Genomic DNA, 25,035 nt, shown 5'->3' with positions numbered 1-25,035 from the left:
CATGAACCACACTTCATTGGGGATCTCCGGCCGCATTGCCGCGGCCTTCCAGGGCAATGCGCTCACGCCCCTGCTGGCCTTGGTGGCCTTGCTTCTGGGCGCTTTTGCCGTCCTGGTGACACCGCGGGAAGAGGAGCCACAGATCAACGTCACCATGGCCAACGTCATGGTGCCTTTCCCAGGCGCCAGCAGCACCGACGTGCAGAACATGGTGGCGCGCCCGGCAGAACAGATGTTCAGCCAGATTGCGGGCATCGAGCATACCTATTCGGTCTCGCGCCCGGGCATGGCCATACTGACGGTGCAGTTCAAGGTGGGTGTACCGCGCACAGAGGCACTGGTGCGCCTGTACGACGTGATCAACGCCAACCAGGACTGGTTGCCCCCAGGCCTGGGCACCTTGACCCCCATCGTCAAGCCCAAGGGCATCGATGATGTCCCGGTGGTTGGCATCACCCTGTGGGGACAGGACGCGCAGTCCGCGGTCGAACTGCAGGATGTGGCCCACAGTCTGGAGGCCGAATTGAAGGCCGTGGCCGGTGTGCGCGAGGTCAGCACCCTGGCAGCGCCAGGGCGCGTGCTGGAAATCCGGCTGGACCCGGTGCGCATGCGGGCCCGCGGGGCGGACCTGCTGGGCCTGCAGCGTACGCTCCAGGCGGCCAACTTCGGCATGCCGGCCGGCCAGGTCGCAGGCGCGCCGGGCGCGGGCGGTGCGCAGATGATGACCGTGGAGGTTGGGGAATTCTTGCGCAGTGCGCAGGACGTTGGCGACCTGGTGGTTGGCGTCAATGCCGGCAAGCCGGTGTACCTGCGGGAGTTGGCCGATATCCGCGAAGCGGCTGCACAACCCCGCCACTACGCCTGGTTCACCAAGGGTGCCGCCTACGACGGACAAGCAGAGCCGCAGAAGGCAGGTAGCAGCTACCCGGCACTGACCATTGCCGTGACCAAAAAGCCGGGTGAGAACGCCGTCAACGTCTCGCGTGCCGTGATCCAGCGCCTCGATTCACTGCGCAACACCGTCATTCCGGCCGGCATGGAAGCGACGGTGACCCGTGACTACGGTGAAACCGCGGCAGAAAAAGCCAACAAGCTGATCCAGAAGCTTGCCTTCGCCACCGGCTCCGTGATCTTGCTGGTGGGGCTGGCCCTTGGCAGGCGAGAGGCCCTGATCGTCGGTGCCGCCGTGATCCTGACGCTGACCGCGACGCTGTTTGCCTCGTGGGCCTGGGGCTTCACGCTCAACCGGGTCTCCCTGTTTGCACTGATCTTCTCGATCGGCATCCTGGTGGACGATGCCATCGTGGTGGTCGAGAACATCCATCGGCACCAGCAATTAACACCAGATGCCCCGCTGTCTGCGCTGATCCCGCGTGCGGTGGACGAGGTGGGCGGGCCGACCATTCTGGCCACCTTGACCGTCATCGCGGCACTGCTGCCGATGGCCTTCGTGTCGGGGCTGATGGGCCCGTACATGAGCCCCATTCCGATTAACTCCAGCCTGGGCATGGCCATCTCGCTGGCCATCGCCTTCACGGTGACGCCTTGGTTGGCCCTGAAATTCATGCGCGAGCATGGCAGCCATTCGCACCATGCCACAGAGAGCGCGGCGCCGTCGAAGATGGGCTTGCGGCTCCAGAAGCTTTTCGAGGCCGTACTCCTGCCGCTACTCAACAGTGCACGCAAGCGCTGGCTCCTGTTGGCAGGCATCGTCGCTGCCCTGATGCTGTCCGTCGGACTCGCGGTGGTGCAGTGGGTGGTGTTGAAGATGCTGCCCTTCGACAACAAGAGCGAGTTCCAGGTGGTGGTCGACATGCCCGCCGGAACGCCGCTGGAAGACACGGCGCTGGTGCTGCAGGAGCTGGGTGCTCACCTGGCACAGCAACCCGAAGTGCGGCACTTACAGGGCTACGCCGGTACCGCCTCGCCCATTACCTTCAACGGGCTGGTACGCCAGTACTACCTGCGCTCCGACATGGAGCAGGGCGACCTGCAGGTAAGCCTGGTCGACAAGCACCACCGCAAGGAACAGAGCCACGCCATCGCGCAGCGCATGCGCCCGGCACTCGAACAAATTGCAGCCAAGTACCACGCGCGTGTGAAGGTGGTCGAAGTGCCGCCGGGCCCTCCGGTCATGTCGCCGCTGGTGGCCGAAATCTACGGGCCGGACGAAGCGGGGCGCCAGAAACTGGCCACCGAAGTGGCCGCAGCCTTCGGTGCCACGGCCGACATCGTGGGCATTGACACCAGCCTGAAGGAAGACGCTGCGCGCTCCTTCCTGCGGGTGCGGCGCCAGCGGGCGGAAAGTCTGGGGATCCCCGTGGCCGCCGTCGCCCAAACCGTAGCGGGTGCCCTGTCGGGCATGGACAGTGCCTACCTGCACGACCAGCACTCCAAGTACCCCGTGCCCGTGCGCATGCAGCTTCCGCTGGAAAAGCAGGTCGGTCTGGACGCGGTGCTGGCCTTGCCTATGCGTGCGGCCAACGGGCAGCTGGTGCCCTTGTCCGAACTGGTGCAGGTGGAAAAGGGTGTGATCGACAAGCCCTTGTTCACAAAGGACTTGCTGGGCGTCAGCTACGTGGTGGGGGATATGGCGGGCAAGACCGATTCACCGCTCTATGGGCTGTTCGCCATCCGCTCCCATATTGCGGAGCTGGGCGCATCCAAGGAGGGCGTGCTGGGCGAATACTGGATCAAGCAACCCACCGACGTGTACCGGCAGTTCGGGCTCAAGTGGGACGGCGAGTGGCAGATCACGTATGACACTTTCCGCGACATGGGTGCCGCCTATGCCGTGGGTCTGGTGCTGATCTACCTGCTGGTGGTGGCGCAGTTCAAGAGCTACCTGACGCCCGTGGTCATCATGGCGCCGATTCCGCTGACCATCATCGGTGTCATGCCCGGGCACGCTTTGCTCGGGGCGCAGTTCACCGCTACCAGCATGATCGGCATGATCGCGCTGGCCGGCATCATCGTGCGCAACTCCATCCTGCTGGTGGACTTCATCGAATTGCAGGTGCGCAACGGCGTGGCGTTCAAGGAAGCGGTGCTGCAGTCGGCGGCGGTGCGCGCCCAGCCCATTGCCCTGACCGGGCTGGCGGCCATGGTCGGTGCCTTCTTCATCCTCGACGACCCGATCTTCAACGGGCTGGCGGTATCGCTCATCTTCGGCATCCTGGTGTCCACCCTGCTGACCCTGGTGGTCATTCCGGTCCTGTACTACGCCATGTACCGCCGCCGCGTGGAAGCAGTGTGACAGGCCATTGCAATCGCGTGCATTCCAAACCATGAATACAAGGAGACAACCATGGCACACATCGTGATCGTTGGCGCTGGCATCGGGGGCATGCCCGCAGCCTATGAAATGCGGGAGCTGCTGGGCAAGGAGCACCGCATCACGGTGGTCAACGCTACCGACTACTTCCAGTTCGTGCCCAGCAACCCCTGGATCGCCGTGGGCTGGCGCCAGCGTGAGGAAATCACCTTGCCCATTGCGCCTTACCTGGAGCGCAAAGGCATCGGATTCATTGCCAGTGCGGCCACGGCACTCGATGCCGCGGCGAGCAAGCTCACGCTGGCCAACGGCCAGACCCTGGACTACGACTACCTGGTGCTCACCACGGGCCCGAAGCTCTCGTTCGCCGAGGTTCCCGGCGCGGGTCCCGTATCAGCCGGCGGTGGCGGCTTCACCCACTCCATCTGCAGTGTCGACCATGCCCAGGAATTCTGGGCGGACTATGAGAACTTCCTGCAGAATCCCGGGCCGGTGGTCATCGGTGCCATGCCCGGTGCCAGCTGCTTCGGCCCGGCCTACGAGTTCGCCTTCATTCTCGACACCGACCTGCGCAAACGCAAGCTGCGCCACAAGGTGCCGATCACCTATGTCACGAGCGAGCCCTACATCGGGCACCTGGGGCTGGGCGGTGTGGGCGACAGCAAGTCCATGCTCGAATCCGAAATGCGCAACCGCGACATGAAGTGGATCACCAACGCCAAGACCACCAGGGTCGAGCAGGGCAAGCTGTTCGTCACCCAGCTGGACGACCTCGGCCAGGTCTACAAGGAGCATGAGGTGCCGTTCCAGCTGTCGATGATGCTGCCGGCCTTCAAGGGCGTGGACGCCATCGCTGCCGTTCCCAACCTGTGCAATCCCCGCGGCTTCGTGCTCATCGACGAGTACCAGCGCAGCAAGGCTTACAGGAACATCTTCTCGGCCGGTGTCTGTGTGGCCATACCGCCAGTCGAGACCACGCCGGTGCCCACGGGCACGCCCAAGACCGGCTACATGATCGAGAGCATGGTCGGCGCCATCGCCCACAACATTGCCGATGAACTGGCGGGCAAGCCGGCACTGGCCAAGGGCACGTGGAACGCCATTTGCCTGGCCGACATGGGCGATACCGGCGCCGCCTTCGTGGCCCTGCCGCAGATCCCGCCCCGCAACGTGAACTGGTTCAAGAAGGGCAAATGGGTGCATCTGGCCAAGATTGCATTCGAGAAGTACTTCCTGCGCAAGATCCGCAAGGGCAACTCCGAGCCGGTGTACGAGAAGTACGTGCTCAAGGCGCTGGGCATTGTCCGACTGACCGAAAAGAACTGAACCGATTTTTAACTGGAGAAAACGATGACTGTCGAACGCTACATCCGCATCATGGCGGGATTCTTTGTGATGTTGTCCCTCGCGCTGGGCGTGGAAGGCAGCCCGATCTTCTGGACCAAGTGGGCCCTGGCCTTCACTGCCTTCGTGGGCTTCAACCTGTTCCAGTCAGGCATCACGGGATTCTGCCCACCCGGCATCCTGCTGAAGAAGTTGGGTGTGCCTGAGGGCAATGGGGCATGCAGCCGCTGAAACCTGGATTGCCCGCCAGCGTAATTCCGGATACATCCGGGGGCATGTGCGGGCTTTGTGCGACAACTTCGGCGCAGGCAAAGGTGGCGCAAGGCGCGAACATCGGCGAGAATGCGGCCCCTGATCGCAATCCCGTGGACCACTTTCCCATGACCGTACTGACCCAGCCCGAAGCCCGTACCGATGTGCTCAACCGCCTGCGCCGCGCAGAGGGACAGATCCGCGGTATCCAGCGCATGGTCGAGGAGGGGGAGGATTGCCTCAAGATCGGCCAGCAGTTTGCGGCTGTGCGCAAGGCGCTGGACAGCACCTACCTGCGCATGACGGTGTGCTTCATGGAGCAGGAACTCAACGCCCGCGTCCAACCCGACGAGTCCCAGAAAGCCAGCCTGGAGGCCATGGTCAAGGACATGGAAACCATGTTGGCCCGCTTGGGATAAGCGTAACCAGCTTCTGAATTTATAGCGTCACGTGCTTGGCCAGGGACTGGCCGAAGCGATGATGCCGCCGCCCAGGCAGACCTCGCCGTCGTAGAGCACGGCCGACTGGCCCGGCGTCACTGCCCATTGCGGCTCCGTAAACGTCAGCGTGAAGGCGCCAGAAGCATCGGCACCCTGCACCGCGCAGGCAGCGTCGCTCTGGCGGTAGCGGGTCTTGGCTGCCAGTGAACCATCCACCGGTGGCGTGCCGCTGACCCAGCTGGCGTCCAGTGCCGTCAGCGCGGCCGACTGCAGCCAGGGGTGGTCATGCCCCTGCACCACCCACAGCGTGTTCTTTGCCATGTCCTTGCGCGCCACAAACCAGGGGGCATGCTCGCCGCCGCCCTTTTGCGCACCTTTGGCCTTGATGCCGCCAATGCCCAGGCCCTGGCGCTGGCCCAGGGTGTAGAACGACAGGCCCACATGCTGGCCGATAGTGCGCCCGGACGCGTCCTTGATGGGCCCCGGTTCCTTGGAGATGTAGCGGTTCAGGAATTCCCGGAATGGGCGCTCGCCGATGAAGCAGATGCCGGTGGAGTCCTTCTTCTTGGCGTTGGGCAGGCCAATCTCGTCGGCGATGCGGCGCACCTCGCTCTTGTGCAGCTCACCGACCGGAAACAGCACGCGGTCCAACTGGGCCTGGCTCAGGCGGTGCAGGAAATAGCTCTGGTCCTTGCTCGGGTCCAGCCCCTTGAGCAGTTCGACCTTTCCCGATGCGGGGTTGCGCCGAACCCGCGCGTAGTGGCCGGTGGCAATGAAGTCGGCCCCGCGCGCGAAGGCGTGGTCCAGGAAAGCCTTGAACTTGATCTCGGCGTTGCACAGGATGTCGGGGTTCGGCGTGCGGCCCGCCTGGTATTCGCGCAGGAACTCGGCGAATACCCGGTCCTTGTAGTCGGAGGCGAAGTTCACGTGCTCGATCTCGATGCCGAGCACATCCGCCACGGCAGCCGCGTCCACGAAGTCGATGTTGGAGGAGCAGTATTCGCTGTCGTCGTCGTCCTCCCAGTTCTTCATGAAGATGCCGACGACTTCATACCCTTGGCGCTTGAGCAGGTAGGCCGACACCGCGGAGTCCACCCCGCCGCTCAAACCCACGACCACCCGTTTCTTTGCTGATTGCATGCCTTCAAACCCTTGTGGTCAGCATTTTACCGGCCAAATTGGCCTCTTGCCCACGTGGATATTGCGTAAGCAGCTATCAAAAACGTAGCGACAACTCAGCCGGTCACGAGTGCACTGGCATCCGTGACCACCAGCTCCAGCGGGAAGCGCTGGCCGCGCAGGTAGTCTTCCATGCACTGCAGCACCAGCGGGCTGCGGTGGCGGTCCTGGCTGGTGCGTATTTCGTCGGCCGTGAGCCATACCGCGCGGACAATGCCCGCGTCCAGCGCGCGACCGGCATGCCAGGCGCCCGCATCGCCGCAGAAGGCAAAGCGCAGGTAGGTAATGGCTTCCTCGGCAGCACCCGTGGTGGCGGGGCGAACGAAGCGTGACAGGTACACCCCCACCAGGGCCGTGGGGGTGAAGTCGTGGGCCGTTTCCTCCAGCACCTCGCGCACGCAGCCGCTCTGGGGCGACTCGCCGGGCTCCAGGTGTCCGGCCGGGTTGTTCAGGCGCAGGCCCTCGGGCGTGTGTTCCTCGACCAATAAAAAACGGCCGTCACGCTCGATGACGGCCGCCACGGTCACGCTGGGCTTCCAACGTTCACTCATGTGGGCTTCCTTTAGCTTTTCAAGGCTCCCAGCAATTCGTCGAGCATCTTCTTGGCGTCGCCGAACAGCATGCGGTTGTTTTCCTTGTAGAACAGCGGATTGTCCACGCCCGCATAGCCGCTGGCCATGGAGCGCTTCATCACGATGCTGGTCTTGGCCTTCCATACTTCCAGCACCGGCATGCCGGCGATCGGGCTGCCCGGGTCTTCCTGCGCCGCCGGGTTCACGATGTCGTTGGCGCCGATGACCATGGCCACGTCGGTGTCGGGGAAGTCCTCGTTGATCTCGTCCATCTCCAGCACGATGTCGTAGGGCACCTTGGCCTCGGCCAGCAGCACGTTCATGTGGCCGGGCATGCGGCCCGCCACCGGGTGGATGGCAAAGCGCACGTTCACGCCCTTGTCGCGCAGGTGGCGGGTGATCTCGTTCACGGTGTGCTGGGCCTGGGCTACCGCCATGCCGTAGCCGGGCACGATGACCACGTTCTTGGCTTCGCGCAGCAGCTCGGCGGTCTCGGCGGCGCTCACGGGCACGACCTCGCCTTGCGGTTGCGCCGCGGCGCCTGCAGCCGGTGCCGCGCCACCGCCCGAACCGAAGCCCCCGGCGATCACGCTGAGGAAGTTGCGGTTCATGGCGTTGCACATGATGTAGCTCAGGATCGCACCCGACGAACCCACCAGCGCACCAGTGACGATGAGCAGGTCGTTGTTGAGCATGAAGCCGGTGGCCGCGGCTGCCCAGCCGGAGTAGCTGTTGAGCATGGACACCACCACCGGCATGTCCGCGCCGCCAATGGCCATGACCATGTGCACGCCAAACAGCAGGGCAATGGCGGTCATCACCACCAGCGGCAGCATGCCCGCGTTCACATCGTGGGCAGCCAGGAATTGACGCCCGAACCAGATCACGACCAGCAAGGCCACCAGGTTGAGCCAGTGGCGCGCAGGCAGCAGCAGGGGCTTTCCGCCGATACGGCCATTGAGCTTGCCGAATGCGATGAGCGAGCCCGAGAACGTGACCGCGCCGATGAGGATGCCGATGTAGATCTCCACTTCGTGGATCAGCTTTTCCGCGCCGGCAAACTGTACCGAGGTATCGACATAGCTGGCAAAGCCCACCAGGCAGGCCGCCAGGCCGACCAGGCTGTGCATGAGGGCCACCAGTTCGGGCATCTGGGTCATCTGCACCACGCGGGCCGCATACAGGCCGATGCCACCGCCGATGACCAGGGCCGCGAGGATCCAGGCGATGCCGCCGGGGCCGACGCGGGGGCCGAAGATGGTTGCCAGCACGGCCAGGGCCATGCCGACCATGCCGAACAGGTTGCCGCGCCGCGAGGTTTCCGGGTTGGACAGGCCGCCCAGGCTGAGGATGAACAGGATGGCCGCACCAAGGTAGGCCACCGTAGCAAGACTTTGGGACATGGTTGTCATTCCTTCTTGTTCTTCTCGTTCACTTGCGGAACATCGCCAGCATGCGCCGGGTCACGGCAAAGCCGCCGAACATGTTGATGGCGGTGAGCACGATGGCGGCGAACGCCAACCAGCGGATCAGGCTGTCGGGGCGCCCATCCATGCCCATTTCGGGTGGAGCGATCTGCACCAGCGCGCCGATGGCGATGATGCTGGAGATAGCGTTGGTCACGCTCATGAGCGGCGTATGCAGGGAAGGGGTCACATTCCACACCACCATGTAGCCGATGAAGCAGGCCAGCACGAAGACCGTGAAATGGCCCAGGAACGCCGCGGGCGCATAGGCGCCGATGAACCAGAAGGCCAGGGCGGCGACGGCGAAGATGGTGACCAGGGTCTTGGCGGGCAGCGGCGCGCTGGCGCCATGCCCGTGACCGGACTTCTTCTCCGCCACCGGTGCTGCGGCTGCTTTCGGGGCGGGCGCCGCAGCCACCTTGGGCGCGGGAGCCGGCCAGGTGACGGTGCCGTCCTTGATGACGGTCAGGCCGCGGATGGCGTCGTCTTCCATGTTGACCACGGCCACGCCGTCCTTGGCCTTGCACAGCTCTTCCGTCAGGCGCAGCAGGTTGGTGCCGTACAACGTGGACGACTGCTTGGCCAGACGCGAGGCCAGGTCGGTGTAGCCGACGATGGTGACGCCATGCTTCACCACGGCCTGCCCGGGTTCGGTCAGTTCGCAGTTGCCGCCTTGCTCGGCGGCCATGTCCACGATCACGCTGCCGGGCTTCATGCTCTTCACCATCTCGGCGGTGATGAGCTTGGGCGCGGGTTTGCCCGGAATGAGGGCGGTGGTGATGATGATGTCGACCTCGCGGGCCTGCTGCGCATACATCTCGCGCTGTGCGGCCTGGAAGCCCTCGCTCATGACCTTGGCATAGCCGCCGCCGCCCGAACCTTCTTCCTCGTAGTTCACCTTCACGAATTCGCCGCCCAAGGACTTCACCTGGTCGGCCACCTCGGCACGGGTGTCGTTGGCGCGCACGATGGCGCCCAACCCTGCCGCCGTGCCGATGGCGGCGAGGCCGGCCACGCCGGCACCGGCGATGAACACCTTGGCCGGGGGCACCTTGCCCGCAGCGGTAATCTGGCCGTTGAAGAAGCGGCCGAAGGCGTTGGCGGCTTCGATCACCGCGCGGTAGCCGCTGACCCCTGCCATGGAGGTCAGGGCGTCCATCTTCTGGGCCCGGCTCAGGGTACGAGGCAGGCAGTCGATGGCCAGCACGGTGAGCTTGCGCGCAGCCAATTGCTGCATCAGGTCCGGATTCTGCGCCGGCCAGACAAAGCCGATCAGCACCAATCCCTCACGCATCTGCGCGACTTCATCGCTGGTGGGCGGACGCACCTTGAAGACGATGTCGCACTGGCTCCAGATCTGGGCCGCGGACTCCACGACCGTGGCACCGGCTTCGCGGTAGCTGTCGTCGCTGAAGTTGGCCAGTTCACCGGCACCGGATTCGACGCGCACCGCAAAACCCAGCTTGATGAGTTTGGTGACCACGTCGGGGACGGTGGCTACGCGCTTTTCACCGGCAAACAGTTCGCGCGGTACCCCGATGCACTGGGCCGAAGGGCTGGTTTCCGCTGTCGGACTTTGCGTGTTCACGCCCGTCTGCATGGGACTCTCCTCGTGATGTTGAAACTGAAACAAAGCTTACAACATAATCCCCGGTTGCCGCGTCACGTGGGGCTCACGCTCTAGAACGCGTAGCGGGAGGGCCGCAGGGCGATGCTGGCCCCCGCTTTTGAACACACGGATACCTTGGAGACCTTTGCATGACGGAACGCATCTGGCTTTCTAGCTACCCCGATGGGGTGCCCGCGGACATCCATCCCGGAACCTACTCCTCGCTGGTGGCGCTCATGGAAGAAAGCTTTACCGCCTATGCCAGCCGGGTCGCCTACAGCTTCATGGGCAAGGACATCAGCTATGCCCAGACCGATACCCTGAGCCAGGCCTTCGGTGCCTACCTGCAGGGCCTGGGGTTGGCCAAGGGGGATCGCGTCGCCATCATGATGCCCAACGTGCCCCAGTACCCGGTGGCCGTGGCCGGCATCCTGCGCGCGGGTTTCGTGGTGGTGAACGTCAATCCGCTGTACACCCCCCGTGAGTTGGAACACCAGCTCAAGGACTCGGGGGCCAAGGCCATCGTCATCATCGAGAACTTTGCCGCCACCTTGGAGAAATGCATCGCCGCCACGGGCGTGCAGCATGTGGTGCTGTGTGCCATGGGCGACCAGCTGGGGCTGGTCAAGGGGACCCTGGTTAACTACGTGGTGCGCCAGGTCAAGAAGATGGTGCCGCCGTTCACGTTGCCCGGCGCGGTGCGCTTCAACGAGGCCGTGGCGCAGGGGCGCAAGCGTGGCCTGCAGAAGGTCGCGCTGAGCGCCGACGATGTGGCCGTGCTGCAGTACACCGGTGGAACCACCGGCGTGTCCAAGGGCGCAGTGCTGCTGCACCGGAACATCATTGCCAACGTGCTGCAGTCCGAAGCCTGGAATGCCCCGGTGATGAAGAAGATTCCCGCCACCGAGCAACCCACCGGGGTCATCGCGCTGCCGCTGTACCACATCTTCGCCTTCACGGTGGGCATGATGCTGGGCCTGCGGATGGGGGGAAAAGCCATCCTCATTGCCAACCCGCGCGACATTCCCGGCGTGCTCAAGGAGCTGGCGCCGCATCGCATCCACTCGTTCCCAGCGGTCAACACCCTGTTCAACGGGCTGGCCAACCACCCGCAGTTCAATACCGTGGACTGGAGCCACCTCAAGGTGTCGGTCGGCGGGGGCACCGCCGTGCAGAGCAACGTGGCCAAGATCTGGTTCGAGAAGACGGGCTGCCCGATCTGCGAGGGCTACGGCCTGAGCGAAACCTCGCCGTCCGCGACCTGCAACCCGGTCACCTCCACCGCCTACACCGGCACCATCGGCGTGCCCTTGCCCAGCACCTACCTGAAGCTGCTCGACGATGAAGGGCGCGAGGTCGCGCCGGGTCAATCCGGCGAGATCGCCATCAAGGGGCCGCAGGTGATGGCGGGCTACTGGCAGCGGCCGGACGAGACTGCCAAGGTCATGACGCCCGACGGCTACTTCAAGACCGGCGACATCGGTGTGGTCGATGACAAGGGCTTCTTCAAGATCGTGGACCGCAAGAAGGACATGGTGCTGGTCAGCGGTTTCAATGTGTTTCCCAACGAGCTGGAGGATGTGGTGGGCCAGATGCCCGGCATCCTGGAGGTGGCCTGCGTCGGTGTGCCCGATGCCAAGACCGGAGAGGCGGTCAAGCTGGTGCTGGTGCGCAAGGACCCGAGCGTGACCGAAGAGGCGGTGCGTGCCTTCTGCCGCGACAAGCTCACCGGCTACAAGCAACCCAAGATCGTCCAGTTCCGTGACGAGCTGCCCAAGACCCCGGTGGGCAAGGTGCTGCGACGCGAACTGCGCGACCAATGAGCACCGACCAAGCCCCTATTGCCATCCTGAGTGCCCTGCCGCAGGAGCAGGAAGGGCTGGCCCATGCGGTGGCGGGTCTGCAGACGGTGCGGCGCGCCGGACGCGACTATGGCGTGGGCGTGCTGGACGGGCAGCCGGTGGTGCTGGCGCTTTCGCGCATCGGCAAGGTGGCGGCCGCCACAACCACGGCGACCTTGCTGGAACACTTCGGCGCACGGGCTGTGGTGTTCACGGGGGTGGCGGGGGGTGTCGGTGCGGATGTGGCCGTGGGGGACGTGGTGGTGGCCAGCGGGTTCGTCCAGCACGACATGGATGCCTCGCCCCTGTTTCCGCGTTTCGAGATTCCGCTGACCGGCACCAGTGTGCAAGCGGTCGATCCGGACTGGTCGCAGCGCTTGCTGGAGCAGTCGCGTCTGGCCCTCGCAGGACACACCTTTGCCGGGCGTGCGTCCCGGGTCCACCAGGGGCTGATCGCCACCGGAGACCGTTTCGTCTGTTCGGCCGACGAAGCCCGCGCCCTGGTGCAGCGGCTGGAAGCAGCCGGTCACGGTGCACTGGCAGTCGAGATGGAAGGCGCAGCGGTGGCCCAGGTGTGCAATGACTATGGCGTGCCCATGGCGGCGGTGCGCACCATCTCCGACCGCGCCGACGACACCGCGCACGTCGATTTCCCCCAGTTCGTCGACGCTGTGGCCCGTGTGTACGCCAATGCGATCATCCGGGGGTTGCTGCAGTCGCTATGAAAATAATAGCTACCTGCGCAATTTCTGTGCGGGCTGCGGCTGTTTTTTTGGCCTACTTGAGCCAGCCGCGACGGCGGAAGTACCACATCGGCACCAGCGCACTGGCGAGCATGAGCGCCAGCGCGTAGGGGTAGCCCCAGGTCTGGGCCAGCTCGGGCATGTACTGGAAGTTCATGCCGTAGATGCTGGCGATCAGGGTCGGCGGCAGCAGCGCGACGCTGGCCACCGAGAAGATCTTGATGATCTTGTTCTGGTTGATGTTGATGAAACCGACCGTGGCATCCATCAGGAAGTTGATCTTGTCGAACAGGAAGGCGGTGTGCGAGTCCAGCGAGTCGATGTCGCGCAGAATCTGGCGCGCTTCCTCGAACTGCTCGTTGTTGAGCATCTTGGAGCGCATCAGGAAGCTCACGGCGCGCCGGGTGTCCATTACATTGCGTCGGATGCGGCCGTTCATGTCCTCGTGGCGCGCAATCGCTCCGAGCACTTCGCCGGCCTGGGCGTCGGTCACCTCGCCTGCGAGCACCTGGGAACTGACCTTCTCGAGTGCGTCGTAGATCTCTTCCAGTGTGTCGGCCGAGTACTCGGCATCGGCGTCGAGCAGCTTGAGCAGCACTTCCTTGGCGTCCTCGATCAGGCCCGGGGCGCGGCGGGCGCGCATGCGCAGCAGGCGGAATACCGGAATGTCCTCGTCGTGGATGGAGAACAGGATGCCGCTGGAACGGCGCCCGTCATTGGCCATGTTCACGATGAAGGCGACGCGCACCGTGTGCGGTTCCTCGTCGTCAGGCACCAGGAAGTCGCTGCGGATGTGCAGGTCACCGTTGTCTTCGGCATAGAAGCGCGCCGACTCCTCGATGTCCTCGTCCATGGCATCGTCCGGGATGGACAGCCCGTAGTGCTGCTTGACCCAGCGTTTCTCTTCGACGGTGGGGGACTCCAGGTCCACCCAGATGGGCTGGAACTGCGCGAGCTCCTCCAGGGATTCGATTTCTTCCTGGAACAGCCGCCCGTTCACGAGCGTAAAGATGTTCAACATGGCTCACTCCCAATGGTGGGTTGCGTTGGCGGATGGGGGGGTAAGGCTGGCTTTCAACCCCCACGGCAGACCCGGGAGCTGAAAGCTACCGACTAGGGTAGGTTTCCAAGGAGCACTCTCCAATTCGTTGACAGACTGCCATTATGGCATCGCATTTCCTGTTTCCAGCAGGTAGAAAAACGCCTTTTCCACGGCCCGTTCGGGGTTACCAAAAAGGCATTGCATTTGCTCCGAAACGGGCGCATAGTGGGGCCGTCCACCAGCCTGCCTGGGCTGCTCTGGATGCTGGCAACCACCAGCACTTTCCTGTGTTTGATAGCAATTGGAGGCTATGTATGAACCTGACGATCAGCGGTCACCATCTTGAAGTTACCCCCGCCCTGCGCAGTTATGTCACGACCAAGCTCGATCGTATTACCCGCCACTTTGACCAGGTTGTCGATGTCAAGGTGTTGCTGACCGTGGAAAAGCAGAAGGAGAAGGATCGACGACAAAGAGCCGAGTGCACGATCCATGTCAAGGGCAACGACATGTTCGCCGAGAGTGCACATGAGGACCTGTACGCCGCGGTGGACGAACTGGTCGACAAGCTGGATCGCCAGGTGGTGCGCCACAAGGACCGCATCCAGAGCCACCACCACGAGGCCCCCAAACGCGTCATGTAATGCGCCTTTCGGTGGCATCAATAACCGCCCGCACGGGCGGTTTTTTTTAAGTGCATAATTCGGCCGCATCATGAACCGCCTCGCCTCCATCCTCCCTGCGGACCACGTTGTGGCCCAAGTGGAAGTCACCAGCAAGAAGCGCGCCTTCGAAGAGGCTGGCCTGCTGTTCGAGAATCTCCACGGGCTCAGCCGCGCCCTGGTGACCGACAGCCTGTTCTCGCGCGAGCGGTTGGGTTCGACGGGTTTGGGGCATGGGGTTGCCATTCCCCATGGGCGCATCAAGGGGCTCAAGGCGCCCATGGCGGCGGTGCTGCAACTGGCCCAGCCCATCGGCTTCGATGCACCGGATGACAAGGCGGTCAGCCTGCTGATCTTCCTGCTGGTGCCGGAAGCCGCTACCCAGAAACACCTGGAAATCCTGTCCGAAATCGCTGAGCTGCTCAGCGATTCGGCATTCCGCGAGCAACTCACCGGTGCCACGGATGCCGCCCAGCTGCATGGCCTGATTGCTGGCTGGCAATCGGCCACCGTGGCCTGATACCGATACGGGCGAGCCTGCGTGAAGCACTCCGTCATCAGCGCGGATGTCCTGTTTGAAGAGTTCCGCAACCGCCTGAAATGGGAATGGATTGCAGGGCTGGGTGCGTCGGAGCGCCGTTTTGACGAAGCTGCCGTGCGCGAAGCGCGCTCCAGTGCCGATCTGGTGGGGCACCTGAACTATATCCACCCCTACCGGGTGCAGGTGCTGGGCCACCGCGAAATCGCCTACCTGAGCAATGCCACGGCCGATGACTGCGCACGCCGCATCTCGCGCATCGTGACGCTGGAGCCCCCGGTCTTGGTGCTGGCCGATGGCCAGGCCGCACCACCGGCCCTGGTTTCCATGTGCGAGCGTGCCGAGATCCCCCTGTTTTCCACCCAGGAGTCGCCGGCCTTTGTCATTGATGTGCTGCGCGCCTATCTGGCCAAGCATTTCGCCGAGCGCGCCTCCATGCATGGGGTGTTCATGGACATCCTGGGACTCGGAGTGCTGATCACCGGCGAGTCGGGCCTGGGCAAGAGCGAGCTGGGCTTGGAGCTGATATCGCGTGGCAACGGTCTGGTGGCCGATGATGCCGTGGACCTGTACCGCATCAACCAGACGACCATCGAAGGACGTTGCCCCGAGCTGCTGGAGAACCTGCTGGAGGTGCGCGGCATCGGCCTGCTCGACATTCGTGCCATCTTCGGTGAAACCGCAGTGCGTCGGCGCATGCGCCTGAAACTCATCGTGCACCTGGTACGTCGGGAGACCCTGGAGCGTGAATATGAACGCATTCCCTACGAGCCGCTGACCCAGGACGTGCTGGGTGTTCCGGTGCGCAAGGTGGTGATCCAGGTGGTGGCAGGGCGCAACATCGCCGTGCTGGTGGAGGCCGCCGTGCGCAACACGATCCTGCAGTTGCGCGGCATCGATACCTACCAGGAGTTCGTGGAGCGGCACCGCCGCGCCATGGAGCGCGACAGTTGATGCTTGCTGTCAGCCCGGATTGCGGCTGAAGTCGGTCTTCTTGGTGCTGCGGTTGGGGCAGTTCTCGCGCGCGCAATGCGCATACAGGCTCAGCGCGTGGTCGGCAATCTGGAATCCCTTTTCCCTTGCGATGGCGTGCTGGCGTTTCTCGATTTCCGCATCAAAGAACTCTTCGACCTTACCGCAGTCCAGGCACACCAGGTGGTCATGGTGCTGGCCTTCATTGAGCTCGTAGACCGCCTTGCCGCTCTCGAAGTTGCTGCGTTTGAGGATGTCTGCCTGCTCGAATTGGGTCAGTACGCGGTAGACCGTGGCCAAGCCCACGTCGGAACGTTCTTCGAGCAGCACCCGGAACACATCCTCGGCCGTCATGTGCCGTTGCGTTCCGCGCTGGAAGATTTCCAGGATCTTCAGGCGCGGAATCGTGGCCTTGAGGCCGGTGCTTTTGAGTTCGTCGATATTGGTCATGAAAGCCGTGGGGCAAAAACAGGCGGACAAGCCGCGCTGGGGCCGAACGCTACAATGGAACGATCATATCGTCTTGCCTGTACCCATGCTAGCTGCTGCCGTTTCCCCCTGCCGTGTATTCGTTCTGACCGCGCTGTGCGTGGCCATGGCAGGGTGCAGCACGTTCAAGGACGTGGCAGCCCAAAAGGAGAAACTGGCGACGGCCGTCAGTCCCTACAAGATCGACATCATCCAGGGCAACGTGGTGACCCGCGAACAGCTGGACTACCTGCGTCCCGGCATGCCGCGCGCCCAGGTGCGCGAAGTGCTGGGGTCGGCCCTGTTGACCAGCGTGTTCCATGCCGACCGCTGGGACTATGTGTTCACCCTGCAGCGCCAGGGTGCCCAGCCGCAGTCGCGCAAGGTCACGGTGTTCTTCAAGAACGACGTTCTGGAGCGGATTGAAGCCGATGATGTGCCGAGCGAGAAGGAGTTCGTTTCGACCTTGCGCTCGACCCCACCCCAGGGCCCATTGCCTGTTCTCGAAATGTCGCGGGATGCCATCAAGGCCCTACCGGCGAGCGTGGCCAAACCTGCGCCTACGCCTGCTGCTTCGTCTCAGCCGGTGGACCCCTCCGCCTACCCCCCTCTCGAACCTGCACAGTAAGCACATGACTTATCGAATTGCCATTGCCGGCGCTTCCGGCCGCATGGGCCACATGCTCATCGACGCCGTGCGCGCGGCCGACGATTGCCAACTGACCGGCGCCCTGGATCTGGCCGGCAGTCCCGCCGTCGGTACCGATGCCGGTGCCTACGCCGGGTTCCAAACCGGTGTACTGGTGACGGCCGATCTGCACGCTGGCCTGGCCCAGAGCCAGTGCCTGATCGACTTCACCCGCCCCGAAGGGACCTTGCAGCACTTGGCCGTTTGCCGTGAGCTGGGCGTTGCTGCCGTGATCGGCACCACCGGCTTCACCGAAGCGCAGAAGGCCGAGATTGCCGAGTTCGCCAAGTCGATTCCGGTGATGCTGGCGCCCAACATGAGTGTGGGCGTGAATGTGACCCTGAAGCTGCTGGAAATGGCGGCCAAGGCGCTGTCCACCGGCTACGACATCGAAATCATCGAGGCCCACCACCGGCACAAGGTCGATGCGCCTTCCGGCACGGCCCTCAAGATGGGCGAGGTCATTGCCGACGCCATCGGGCGGGATCTGAAGGAGTGCGCGGTCTATGCCCGTGAAGGTGTGACCGGCGAGCGCGATCCGTCGACCATCGGATTTGCGACTATCCGTGGCGGTGACATCGTGGGCGACCACACCGTGCTGTTTGCGGGTACCGGCGAACGCATCGAGATTTCCCACAAGTCGTCCAGCCGCGCGACCTATACCCAGGGCAGCCTGCGCGCGGTGCGCTTCCTAGCCGGCAAGAAGAACGGCCTGTTTGACATGTTTGACGTACTCGGCCTGCGCGCTTGAGCATGTGGCAGACCTGGTTGCAGGCGGATACCCTGGGCCGCGCAGTCATCGCGGTCCTGATGGCCATGTCCGTGGGCAGCTGGTGTGTGATTGTCTGGAAGGCATGGGTGTTGCGCCGTGCGTCGCTGGGTTTGCAGCGGGCCAAGGCGGCGCTGTGGCAGGCATCCAGTCTGGATTCGGCCGATGCCGATGTGGCGCATTGGGACAAGGAAGGATTGGTTCTGCCTTTGCTGGCGGCCCTTCGTCAACCGCCAGTCGCTGGGCTCGACGCTGCCAATGCACCTGCACAGCGGCGTACCCGCTTGCTGCGCGAAGCCCTGCAGGATGTGGTGCAGCAACTGCAGTCCGGGCACACCATATTGGCCACCGTCGGGTCCGTGTCCCCGTTTGTGGGTCTGCTCGGGACCGTTTGGGGCATCTACCACGCGTTGCTGGGAATATCGGGTACTGCCCAGCTTAGTCTGGACAGGATTGCAGCCCCAGTGGGCGAGGCCCTGATCATGACGGCCGCAGGGCTGATCGTCGCGATACCTGCCGTGGTCGGATACAACGTCCTTGGGCGCCGGGCGGCGCTGATGGAAGCGGATCTCGAAGGCCTGGCCCTCGATTTGAGGGACCTGACGCTCGCCACGGAGGCCTGAATTGTCCTTCGGCAACCTGGAGCGTCCCCGCCCGGCTCGCCCCATGAGCGAGATCAACATGACACCGCTCATCGATGTCATGCTGGTGTTGCTGGTGATCTTCATGTTGGCTGCGCCCTTGTTGGTTGGTGCGCTCAAGGTCGACTTGCCACGACAAAGCGCAGCGGCGCTGCCGGCCAAGACGGCCCATGTTCTGGTGACGGTCGATGCCCAAGGTGCCGCCAGTGTCGATGGTCAAGTCCTCGACGATGCCGCGTTGGAACGCCTGTTTGCACGCGCGGCCGCTTCCGACTCGGCGACCGAACTGCGGTTGGCTGCCGACAGCCGACTGGCCCATGGTCGCGTCGTCGCCATCATGGCGCTGGCCCACCGTCACGGTCTTTCACGCATCGGATTTGTCACCAGTGGCGCAGCCGCCAGTGCTGCCCAAGCGCCAGGGGCCATGCCCTGAGTCTGGTCTGGCGCCGAGGCCCTAAAATCGACCTATTCTTTCCAGTGGGTGGCAGCCTGCCGCCATGATCCCCCATGCAAGACAAATACCAGCACCTTGACGTTGAAAAGGCCGCGCAGGCCCATTGGTCCCAGCCTTTGTGGAACGGCCGCAGTGCGTATGAAGTGGTTGAGGACCCGTCCAAGAAGAAGTTCTACGCCTGCTCCATGCTGCCTTACCCCAGCGGCAAGCTGCACATGGGCCATGTACGCAACTACACCATCAACGACATGCTCACGCGCTACCTGCGCATGAACGGCTACAACGTGCTCATGCCCATGGGATGGGACGCTTTCGGTCTGCCGGCCGAAAACGCGGCCTTGAAGAACGCGGTACCGCCGGCCAAGTGGACGTACGAGAACATCGCGTACATGAAAAAGCAGATGCAGGCCATGGGCCTGGCCATCGACTGGAGCCGCGAAGTGGCCACCTGCGACCCCGACTACTACCGCTGGAACCAGTGGCTGTTCCTCAAGATGCTGGAAAAGGGCATCGCCTACCGCAAGACCCAGATCGTGAACTGGGACCCGGTGGACCAGACCGTGCTGGCCAATGAGCAGGTGATCGACGGCAAGGGCTGGCGCACGGGTGCCACGGTGGAAAAGCGCGAAATCCCCGGCTACTACCTGAACATCACCGCCTATGCCCAGGAACTGCTGGACCATGTGCAGGTCGGCAACCCCAAGGCCACGCTGGATGGTTGGCCCGAGCGCGTGCGCCTGATGCAGGAAAACTGGATCGGCAAGAGCGAGGGCGTGCGCTTTGCCTTCACCCATGACATCAGGGATAGCAGCGGCGCCCTGATCGGCGATGGCCGCATGTATGTGTTTACCACCCGTGCCGACACCATCATGGGGGTAACCTTCTGTGCCGTGGCGCCCGAGCACCCGCTGGCCGCCCACGCGGCGGCCACCAATCCCGCACTTGCTACCTTTGTCGAAGAATGCAAGCACGGTGGCACCACCGAAGCGGAACTGGCCACGCAGGAGAAGAAGGGCGTGCCCACAGGCCTATTTGTCACCCACCCGCTCACCGGTGCCCAGGTGCCGGTATGGGTGGGCAACTATGTGCTCATGTCCTACGGTGACGGCGCCGTGATGGGCGTGCCGGCGCACGACGAGCGTGACTTCGCGTTTGCGCTGAAGTACGGAATTCAGATCAAGCAGGTGGTGGCTGTGGAAGGGGAAACCTTCTCCAACACGGTCTGGGCCGAATGGTACGGCGACAAGCAGCGAGGACTGACCGTCAACTCGGGCAAGTACGACGGTCTGGAGTACAAGGCGGCAGTCGACGCCGTCGCGGCTGATCTGGCTGCCAAGGGCCTGGGCGAAAAGAAGACCACGTGGCGCCTGCGCGATTGGGGTATCAGCCGCCAGCGCTATTGGGGCACTCCCATCCCCATCATCCATTGTGACGAGCACGGCGCCGTGCCCGTGCCCGAAAAAGACCTGCCCGTGGTGCTGCCGCAGGACTGCGTGCCCGATGGCTCGGGCAACCCGCTGCACAAGCACGAAGGCTTCCACGCCGGTGTGACCTGCCCGGTGTGCGGCAAGCCCGCTCGGCGTGAAACCGACACCATGGACACCTTCGTGGACTCGTCCTGGTACTTCATGCGTTACTGCGACCCGAAGAATTCGGAGCAGATGGTGGCGGGTGGCACCGACTACTGGATGCGGGACCAGAAAAATGCCGCTGGCGGCAGCGGCATGGACCAGTACATCGGCGGCATCGAGCACGCCATCCTGCACCTGCTGTACGCGCGCTTCTGGACCAAGGTCATGCGCGACCTGGGGCTGGTGAAGGTGGACGAACCCTTCACCAAGCTGCTGACCCAAGGCATGGTGCTGAACCACATCTACAGCCGCCGCACTGCCAAGGGCGGCAAGGATTATTTCTGGCCGCATGACGTGGAGCATGTGCACGACGAGGCGGGGAAAGTCATCGGCGCCCGCCTCATCAACCCGGCCGAGAGCGGCGACGGCCTGCTCCCGGTGGGCACGCCCATCGACTACGAGGGCGTGGGCACCATGTCCAAGTCCAAGAACAATGGCGTCGATCCGCAAGCCCTGATCGAGAAGTACGGCGCCGATACCGCGCGCCTGTACACCATGTTCACGGCACCTCCGGAGGCCACGCTGGAGTGGAACGATGCGGCCGTCGAAGGCGGCTACCGCTTCCTGCGCCGCGTCTGGAACTTCGGATTCAAATTGTCTGCTATGGATTCGGGAGCGGCTGTCGCAAGTGTGGCGGGGGCTAGCAGCTTGAATGACGTGGATTTCGGCAAGGAGGCAAAAGCCCTGCGGCGCGAAATCCATACCGTGCTCAAGCAGGTGGATTACGACTACCAGCGCATGCAGTACAACACCGTGGTCTCCGGCGCCATGAAGCTCCTGAACGCCCTGGAAGACTTCAAGGCGCTCGACAGCTCCGGCGCCCAGGTGGCGCTGATCGAAGGCTTCGGCATCCTGGTGCGTTGCCTGTACCCGGTGACACCGCACTTGGCGCAAGCCTTGTGGTCGGGGCTCGGGTATGCGGGTGCCATGGGCGACCTGCTCGACGCCCGCTGGCCGCAAGTGGATCCTGCTGCCCTGCAGCAGGACGAAATCGAACTGGTGCTGCAGATCAACGGCAAGCTGCGTGGCAACGTGACCGTGCCTGCAGGTGCTTCCAAGGAGGTCATCGAAGCAGCAGCACTGGCGACCGAAGCTTTCAAGGCCCACAGTGCGGGGGCCGCGCCAAAGAAGGTGGTGGTAGTGCCGGGTCGTCTCGTCAACATCGTGGTCTAGGCGTGATGACCATGCGCAGGCTGCTTGCCCTGGTATCGGTCGTGCTGCTCGTGTCGCTGGCTGGCTGCGGCTTCCACCTGCGCAATGCAGCCAGCTTCGCGTTCGACACCGTGGCCGTCACGCCCGAGCGCGGGGGCGGGGTTGCAGGTGAACTGGCGCGCTACTTCGGCAACCGCCTGCGGCCGGTGGCCGTGGTGCCGGGTCAAGATCCGGTGCAGGCGGTGGTGGACATCCTGGAGGAGCGGCGCGAAGAAGCCGTGGCAGGCGTCAACTCTTCGGGCCAGGTGCGTGAGCTGCAGCTGCGTATCCAGGTACGGTTTCGCATGCGTACCCCGCAGGGGCGCGAGCTGATTGCGCCGACCGCCATTGCCCAGCAGCGCGAGCTGAGCTTCAACGAAACCGTGGTGCTCGCGAAGGACGCCGAGAAGGCCGCGCTCTACCAGGAAATGCAGTCCGACATCGTGCAGCAGATCCTGCGCCGCGTGGGTTCGGTGAAAAGCCTGGGCGCAACCCCCTGAGTCGACAGCAGCTTAGCCGGCGTTCGACTTGTCGCTGTACAGGTAGGCGGAAATGGCCTCGGTGAGTTTCTGGGCCTGCTTGACCTGGTTCTCTCCATTGACCATCAGGCTGGTGGTCAGGGCCTCGATCAGCAGCAGCGCAGGAGCGTAGCTGCCGGAAAGGACCGGGTGGGCGGCCGGTGCAATCAATACATCATGGGCCCACTGCGTCAAGGGGGAGGCCATTGAATCCGTCAGTGCGATGACGTGGGCGTACTGCCCGCGCGCATAGCGCGTGAGCATGACGGCATCACTGGCGTAGCGCGGGAACGATATGGCGATGAGCAGGTCCTTGGGTCCGATGTTCATCAGCCGCCCCGCTGCGACTTCGGTGCCCCCGTACTCGACCACGTTGATCGACTGGCGGCAGAAGGGTTGCAGGTTCAAGGCCAGTATCGCTGCGAGGTGGGCGCTGATGCCGAAGCCCAGCGTGTAAACCGTGTCGGCAGCCAGAATCTTGTGGGCGGTGGCGGTCAGTAGCGCGGGGTTCAATCCGGCCACCGTGGACTGCAGGTGGTGCAGGCTGCTGTCCAGGCTTTCGGCAATGATGGCGTGGCCATGCTGTTCGGGGCCGCCGCCATTGCGTTCCAGAACGTCGCGCAGTTTTTCCACCGGCTGCAGGGCGCTCTGCAGGCTCTCGGCCATGCCGGAGCGCAAGGCAGCGAACCCGCTGTACCCCAGGGTGCGGGCAAAGCGGCTCAGCGTGGGGGCCGAAGTCTGCGTGTGCTGCGCCAGCTCCTCGATGCTGCAGGCGGTGGAGCGCACCGGGTTGCGCAGCAGGTAGTCTGCGATCAGTGCGTTGTTGCCTTTGCCGGTGCTCAGGATGTCGCGCAGCTTGGCGCCCAGTTCGGATTTCGCGAAGGCAGCGTCGACCGAGGGGGCGGAAAACGCCGTGGTGGTGAAAGCATCGTTCTGTGCCATGGAGCAAGAGCCTATCAGAGTTCCAAGGGGCCAAACGCCACCTGCAGGCCGGAATAGGACACCACGCGGTCATCGCCGCGGAAGACGGTTGTCGGCGTCCGGGTCATTCGGATGGCCCACGGCGGATGGCCTTGTTCGGTTCGGCCGTCCTGGCTGTGGCGCGTGTCACCATGCGCTGAAGCGGCCCCTGAGCGCCCCATGGCAGCGGTCAGTGCTGCAAATTGGCCACTTTCGTACTCCTGTATCCGATGGAACTCGGGGGCGGGAACTTCGGCTTGCGAGGCCAGCGGCGGGCGTTGCGGGCTCAATTCCACCTGCAGTGCGCCATCGGCCTGCAAGCGCAGGTGGTCGCCTTCGTGGAGGTAGTGCGCAATGAAGCCGTCTGCTTGCAGGGCGTGGTCGACTCTCGGTGTGCGCCGGACGTCTCGGACTTCCACCACCCAGACACCGCCTTCCCCGCGAACCTGCATGCGCGTGCTTCCGTCTGCGTCGGCACGGTGCACGAGCAGGGCGGTGTTCTCGTCGATGCCAAAGCCGTAGTCCATGCCGCACTCGAGCGTGGCGCGTGCCAGACGCCCTTCGCGGCAGCGCTGCGAGAAATGGGAGTCGAGCACGCCCCAGGGAAATGTGCCGAGTCCCCCATAGGGGTACAAGCGTGCAGCGCCCGGCGTCTCCACCGCGCTGCCTTGACCGGTGGCAAAGCCCTGCACCAGTGCGGGGTAGGAGTCGCCACCGCCGATCATGGGCACCGGTCGGCCCTTCCACCGTCCCCCACCTTGGATGTGGTTCCCTGCGCTGGTACCGGCGATGACCAGCCGGCCTTGGGCAAAGCGCTGGCGAATGATTTCCAGTTGCTTGCTGGGCCGCGCGAAGTTGCCTTCACGGTCCCTTGTCACCAGTGCTTCGAGTATCCGGGCCTGGTCTCCTCCGCTGAAGTACAGCCCGTCCAGCGATTCCAGCAAGCGGTCAAGTGGGGCGCCCTTGTCCGATGCCAGTGTCAGCAGCTGTGCCGCATAGTCGGGAAAACGCCTGCAGCTTTGGTCGGCCGGTTGTTCGACATGGGTGTTGGCAAAGGCCTCGTAATGCAGGTCGGCAAAGGCCTCTTCCCCGCAGTCCAGGGCCTTGCGCAGCCCGCCCTGCAGCGGAACATAAACCGTTTCGGCACCCGCCGAGCGCAGGGCGTGCACATTGATGTCGGTTTCCTCAAACGGGTTGTCGCTGGCGGCGGTGATGACGCCGATGCGCGGCGTGGCGCCGCCTGCGCAGGTCCGGGCGGCCTGAACCACGCTCTCGTAGATGCCTTTGGAATAGGCATCCGTCAGGTAGCGAACGGTGCGCAGTTCCACCTTGCGGCTGGTATCGGGCGAGGCTGCCGCCATGCACTGGCTGACCACGGCCCACTGGGCGTTCGACAGGTCCACGCCAACCAGGTCGCGCAGCTCGGGTGATGGCAGGCGTCTACCGACCAGGTCGTGTGCGGACAGCCTGCGGTGGATCTGGTCGCGCTCAGTCGTCGGCAACAGGGAGCCCGGAATAGTCGCCAGGCGGGCCAGATTGTCGGCGTTGATCTCGCACCAGGGTATCGACCGGATTGCATCGCGGTCAAACACCACATCATTCATCGTCAAGCCACTGAACGCCGGGTCCTGGTCCAGGATGGCATCCCAGTCGAGGGCCGCGTTCGGGCAATTGCGCGCACCATTGGAGCTGGTGCAATTGCGCACACCGCCGCCGATGATGATGCTGGCGACGGGCGTGGAAGGGGTGGACATAGAGGTTCTGTCGTCAATGGAAATCCC

General features: G+C 63.9%; 23 protein-coding genes. 15 read left to right on the top strand and 8 right to left on the bottom strand.

Features of this window, described 5'->3' with window-relative positions; all coding sequences use genetic code 11:
* Nucleotide 1 precedes the first annotated feature (1 nt).
* From RQP54_RS04155 to RQP54_RS04140, 4 genes are all read left to right on the top strand, one after another.
* On the top strand, nucleotides 2-3,256 hold the full coding sequence (locus RQP54_RS04155; RefSeq protein WP_315676900.1) for an efflux RND transporter permease subunit: 3,255 nt from the start codon (nucleotides 2-4) through the stop codon (nucleotides 3,254-3,256).
* 51 nt (nucleotides 3,257-3,307) lie between these two features.
* Complete coding sequence (locus RQP54_RS04150) at nucleotides 3,308-4,600, top strand: NAD(P)/FAD-dependent oxidoreductase (RefSeq protein ID WP_315676899.1); 1,293 nt, start codon at nucleotides 3,308-3,310, stop codon at nucleotides 4,598-4,600.
* A gap of 24 nt (nucleotides 4,601-4,624) precedes the next feature.
* Nucleotides 4,625-4,849 carry a DUF2892 domain-containing protein gene (locus tag RQP54_RS04145; protein ID WP_315676898.1) on the top strand — a complete coding sequence of 75 codons (225 nt, stop codon included), beginning with the start codon at nucleotides 4,625-4,627 and terminating at the stop codon, nucleotides 4,847-4,849.
* Between the two features lie 149 nt (nucleotides 4,850-4,998).
* On the top strand, nucleotides 4,999-5,289 hold the full coding sequence (locus tag RQP54_RS04140; protein WP_315676897.1) for a metal-sensing transcriptional repressor: 291 nt from the start codon (nucleotides 4,999-5,001) through the stop codon (nucleotides 5,287-5,289).
* Between the two features lie 27 nt (nucleotides 5,290-5,316).
* Here the strand turns inward: RQP54_RS04140 and mnmA are convergent, their stop codons facing one another.
* From mnmA to RQP54_RS04120, 4 genes are all read right to left on the bottom strand, one after another.
* Nucleotides 5,317-6,450 carry a tRNA 2-thiouridine(34) synthase MnmA gene (mnmA, locus tag RQP54_RS04135; RefSeq protein WP_315676896.1) on the bottom strand — a complete coding sequence of 378 codons (1,134 nt, stop codon included), beginning with the start codon at nucleotides 6,448-6,450 and terminating at the stop codon, nucleotides 5,317-5,319.
* A gap of 95 nt (nucleotides 6,451-6,545) precedes the next feature.
* Nucleotides 6,546-7,040, bottom strand: a complete 495-nt coding sequence (locus tag RQP54_RS04130; protein ID WP_315676895.1) for an NUDIX hydrolase — start codon at nucleotides 7,038-7,040, stop codon at nucleotides 6,546-6,548.
* Between the two features lie 11 nt (nucleotides 7,041-7,051).
* Nucleotides 7,052-8,464 carry a Re/Si-specific NAD(P)(+) transhydrogenase subunit beta gene (gene pntB, locus RQP54_RS04125; protein WP_315676894.1) on the bottom strand — a complete coding sequence of 471 codons (1,413 nt, stop codon included), beginning with the start codon at nucleotides 8,462-8,464 and terminating at the stop codon, nucleotides 7,052-7,054.
* Between the two features lie 28 nt (nucleotides 8,465-8,492).
* Nucleotides 8,493-10,127 (bottom strand): Re/Si-specific NAD(P)(+) transhydrogenase subunit alpha, encoded by a 1,635-nt coding sequence (locus RQP54_RS04120; RefSeq protein WP_315676893.1) that lies wholly within the window; start codon nucleotides 10,125-10,127, stop codon nucleotides 8,493-8,495.
* Between the two features lie 158 nt (nucleotides 10,128-10,285).
* Here RQP54_RS04120 and RQP54_RS04115 point away from each other — a divergent pair, with 158 nt between their 5' ends.
* Complete coding sequence (locus RQP54_RS04115; protein WP_315676892.1) at nucleotides 10,286-11,959, top strand: long-chain-fatty-acid--CoA ligase; 1,674 nt, start codon at nucleotides 10,286-10,288, stop codon at nucleotides 11,957-11,959.
* Entirely contained in the window at nucleotides 11,956-12,702 is a 747-nt protein-coding gene (locus tag RQP54_RS04110; protein ID WP_315676891.1) for a 5'-methylthioadenosine/adenosylhomocysteine nucleosidase, read from the top strand. Before RQP54_RS04115 ends, RQP54_RS04110 begins: the two co-directional genes overlap by 4 nt.
* A 52-nt stretch (nucleotides 12,703-12,754) precedes the next feature.
* Here the strand turns inward: RQP54_RS04110 and corA are convergent, their stop codons facing one another.
* The gene (gene corA, locus RQP54_RS04105) at nucleotides 12,755-13,741 is read right to left on the bottom strand and encodes a magnesium/cobalt transporter CorA (RefSeq protein WP_315676890.1); all 987 of its coding nucleotides are present in this window, start codon (nucleotides 13,739-13,741) and stop codon (nucleotides 12,755-12,757) included.
* Between the two features lie 335 nt (nucleotides 13,742-14,076).
* Between corA and hpf the strand changes: the two genes are divergently transcribed.
* From hpf to hprK, 3 genes are all read left to right on the top strand, one after another.
* On the top strand, nucleotides 14,077-14,406 hold the full coding sequence (gene hpf, locus RQP54_RS04100; protein ID WP_315676889.1) for a ribosome hibernation-promoting factor, HPF/YfiA family: 330 nt from the start codon (nucleotides 14,077-14,079) through the stop codon (nucleotides 14,404-14,406).
* Nucleotides 14,407-14,476: 70 nt separating this feature from the next.
* Nucleotides 14,477-14,944 (top strand): PTS sugar transporter subunit IIA, encoded by a 468-nt coding sequence (locus RQP54_RS04095; RefSeq protein WP_315676888.1) that lies wholly within the window; start codon nucleotides 14,477-14,479, stop codon nucleotides 14,942-14,944.
* A 21-nt stretch (nucleotides 14,945-14,965) separates the two neighbouring features.
* Nucleotides 14,966-15,916: an HPr(Ser) kinase/phosphatase gene (gene hprK, locus RQP54_RS04090; RefSeq protein WP_315676887.1), complete on the top strand. Its 951-nt coding sequence runs from the start codon at nucleotides 14,966-14,968 to the stop codon at nucleotides 15,914-15,916.
* Between the two features lie 9 nt (nucleotides 15,917-15,925).
* Here hprK and fur read toward each other — a convergent pair whose 3' ends face one another.
* A complete protein-coding gene (gene fur, locus RQP54_RS04085) occupies nucleotides 15,926-16,384 on the bottom strand; it encodes a ferric iron uptake transcriptional regulator (RefSeq protein ID WP_315676886.1) in 459 nt (152 codons plus the stop codon).
* Between the two features lie 85 nt (nucleotides 16,385-16,469).
* Between fur and RQP54_RS04080 the strand changes: the two genes are divergently transcribed.
* The 6 genes from RQP54_RS04080 (at nucleotide 16,470) to lptE (ending at nucleotide 22,276) form a co-directional block, all read left to right on the top strand.
* Nucleotides 16,470-17,030 carry an outer membrane protein assembly factor BamE gene (locus RQP54_RS04080; protein WP_315676885.1) on the top strand — a complete coding sequence of 187 codons (561 nt, stop codon included), beginning with the start codon at nucleotides 16,470-16,472 and terminating at the stop codon, nucleotides 17,028-17,030.
* 4 nt (nucleotides 17,031-17,034) lie between these two features.
* Nucleotides 17,035-17,841: a 4-hydroxy-tetrahydrodipicolinate reductase gene (gene dapB / locus RQP54_RS04075; protein WP_315676884.1), complete on the top strand. Its 807-nt coding sequence runs from the start codon at nucleotides 17,035-17,037 to the stop codon at nucleotides 17,839-17,841.
* A gap of 2 nt (nucleotides 17,842-17,843) precedes the next feature.
* Nucleotides 17,844-18,482, top strand: a complete 639-nt coding sequence (locus RQP54_RS04070) for a MotA/TolQ/ExbB proton channel family protein (RefSeq protein ID WP_315677746.1) — start codon at nucleotides 17,844-17,846, stop codon at nucleotides 18,480-18,482.
* Between the two features lies 1 nt (nucleotide 18,483).
* On the top strand, nucleotides 18,484-18,933 hold the full coding sequence (locus RQP54_RS04065) for a biopolymer transporter ExbD (protein ID WP_315676883.1): 450 nt from the start codon (nucleotides 18,484-18,486) through the stop codon (nucleotides 18,931-18,933).
* Between the two features lie 74 nt (nucleotides 18,934-19,007).
* Nucleotides 19,008-21,758 (top strand): leucine--tRNA ligase, encoded by a 2,751-nt coding sequence (gene leuS / locus RQP54_RS04060; protein WP_315676882.1) that lies wholly within the window; start codon nucleotides 19,008-19,010, stop codon nucleotides 21,756-21,758.
* Between the two features lie 11 nt (nucleotides 21,759-21,769).
* Nucleotides 21,770-22,276: an LPS assembly lipoprotein LptE gene (gene lptE / locus RQP54_RS04055; protein WP_315676881.1), complete on the top strand. Its 507-nt coding sequence runs from the start codon at nucleotides 21,770-21,772 to the stop codon at nucleotides 22,274-22,276.
* A 12-nt stretch (nucleotides 22,277-22,288) separates the two neighbouring features.
* Here the strand turns inward: lptE and RQP54_RS04050 are convergent, their stop codons facing one another.
* Both RQP54_RS04050 and RQP54_RS04045 read right to left on the bottom strand, forming a co-directional pair.
* Nucleotides 22,289-23,236 (bottom strand): MurR/RpiR family transcriptional regulator, encoded by a 948-nt coding sequence (locus RQP54_RS04050; RefSeq protein ID WP_315676880.1) that lies wholly within the window; start codon nucleotides 23,234-23,236, stop codon nucleotides 22,289-22,291.
* Nucleotides 23,237-23,250: 14 nt separating this feature from the next.
* Nucleotides 23,251-25,008, bottom strand: coding sequence for a cyanophycinase (locus RQP54_RS04045; RefSeq protein ID WP_315676879.1), 1,758 nt, complete (start codon nucleotides 25,006-25,008; stop codon nucleotides 23,251-23,253).
* Nucleotides 25,009-25,035 lie beyond the last annotated feature (27 nt).

The sequence above is a fragment of the Curvibacter sp. APW13 genome, assembly GCF_032337135.1.
Lineage (GTDB): Bacteria > Pseudomonadota > Gammaproteobacteria > Burkholderiales > Burkholderiaceae_C > Allorhodoferax.
Note: the sequence above shows the minus strand (reverse complement) of the source record. Positions and strands in the feature narration are given on the sequence as shown.

Bases quoted from the DNA above. Each gene is read 5' to 3' on its own strand.
- RQP54_RS04120 (WP_315676893.1), bottom strand. From the start codon at position 10,127: ATGCAGACGGGCGTGAACACGCAAAGTCCGACAGCGGAAACCAGCCCT.
- RQP54_RS04145 (WP_315676898.1), top strand. From the start codon at position 4,625: ATGACTGTCGAACGCTACATCCGCATCATGGCGGGATTCTTTGTGATG.
- RQP54_RS04110 (WP_315676891.1), top strand. From the start codon at position 11,956: ATGAGCACCGACCAAGCCCCTATTGCCATCCTGAGTGCCCTGCCGCAG.
- RQP54_RS04150 (WP_315676899.1), top strand. From the start codon at position 3,308: ATGGCACACATCGTGATCGTTGGCGCTGGCATCGGGGGCATGCCCGCA.
- RQP54_RS04070 (WP_315677746.1), top strand. From the start codon at position 17,844: ATGTGGCAGACCTGGTTGCAGGCGGATACCCTGGGCCGCGCAGTCATC.
- RQP54_RS04045 (WP_315676879.1), bottom strand. From the start codon at position 25,008: ATGTCCACCCCTTCCACGCCCGTCGCCAGCATCATCATCGGCGGCGGT.
- RQP54_RS04080 (WP_315676885.1), top strand. From the start codon at position 16,470: ATGCTAGCTGCTGCCGTTTCCCCCTGCCGTGTATTCGTTCTGACCGCG.
- hpf (WP_315676889.1), top strand. From the start codon at position 14,077: ATGAACCTGACGATCAGCGGTCACCATCTTGAAGTTACCCCCGCCCTG.
- RQP54_RS04115 (WP_315676892.1), top strand. From the start codon at position 10,286: ATGACGGAACGCATCTGGCTTTCTAGCTACCCCGATGGGGTGCCCGCG.
- mnmA (WP_315676896.1), bottom strand. From the start codon at position 6,450: ATGCAATCAGCAAAGAAACGGGTGGTCGTGGGTTTGAGCGGCGGGGTG.
- corA (WP_315676890.1), bottom strand. From the start codon at position 13,741: ATGTTGAACATCTTTACGCTCGTGAACGGGCGGCTGTTCCAGGAAGAA.
- RQP54_RS04050 (WP_315676880.1), bottom strand. From the start codon at position 23,236: ATGGCACAGAACGATGCTTTCACCACCACGGCGTTTTCCGCCCCCTCG.
- dapB (WP_315676884.1), top strand. From the start codon at position 17,035: ATGACTTATCGAATTGCCATTGCCGGCGCTTCCGGCCGCATGGGCCAC.
- lptE (WP_315676881.1), top strand. From the start codon at position 21,770: ATGCGCAGGCTGCTTGCCCTGGTATCGGTCGTGCTGCTCGTGTCGCTG.
- RQP54_RS04095 (WP_315676888.1), top strand. From the start codon at position 14,477: ATGAACCGCCTCGCCTCCATCCTCCCTGCGGACCACGTTGTGGCCCAA.
- pntB (WP_315676894.1), bottom strand. From the start codon at position 8,464: ATGTCCCAAAGTCTTGCTACGGTGGCCTACCTTGGTGCGGCCATCCTG.
- RQP54_RS04155 (WP_315676900.1), top strand. From the start codon at position 2: ATGAACCACACTTCATTGGGGATCTCCGGCCGCATTGCCGCGGCCTTC.
- fur (WP_315676886.1), bottom strand. From the start codon at position 16,384: ATGACCAATATCGACGAACTCAAAAGCACCGGCCTCAAGGCCACGATT.
- leuS (WP_315676882.1), top strand. From the start codon at position 19,008: ATGCAAGACAAATACCAGCACCTTGACGTTGAAAAGGCCGCGCAGGCC.
- RQP54_RS04140 (WP_315676897.1), top strand. From the start codon at position 4,999: ATGACCGTACTGACCCAGCCCGAAGCCCGTACCGATGTGCTCAACCGC.
- RQP54_RS04130 (WP_315676895.1), bottom strand. From the start codon at position 7,040: ATGAGTGAACGTTGGAAGCCCAGCGTGACCGTGGCGGCCGTCATCGAG.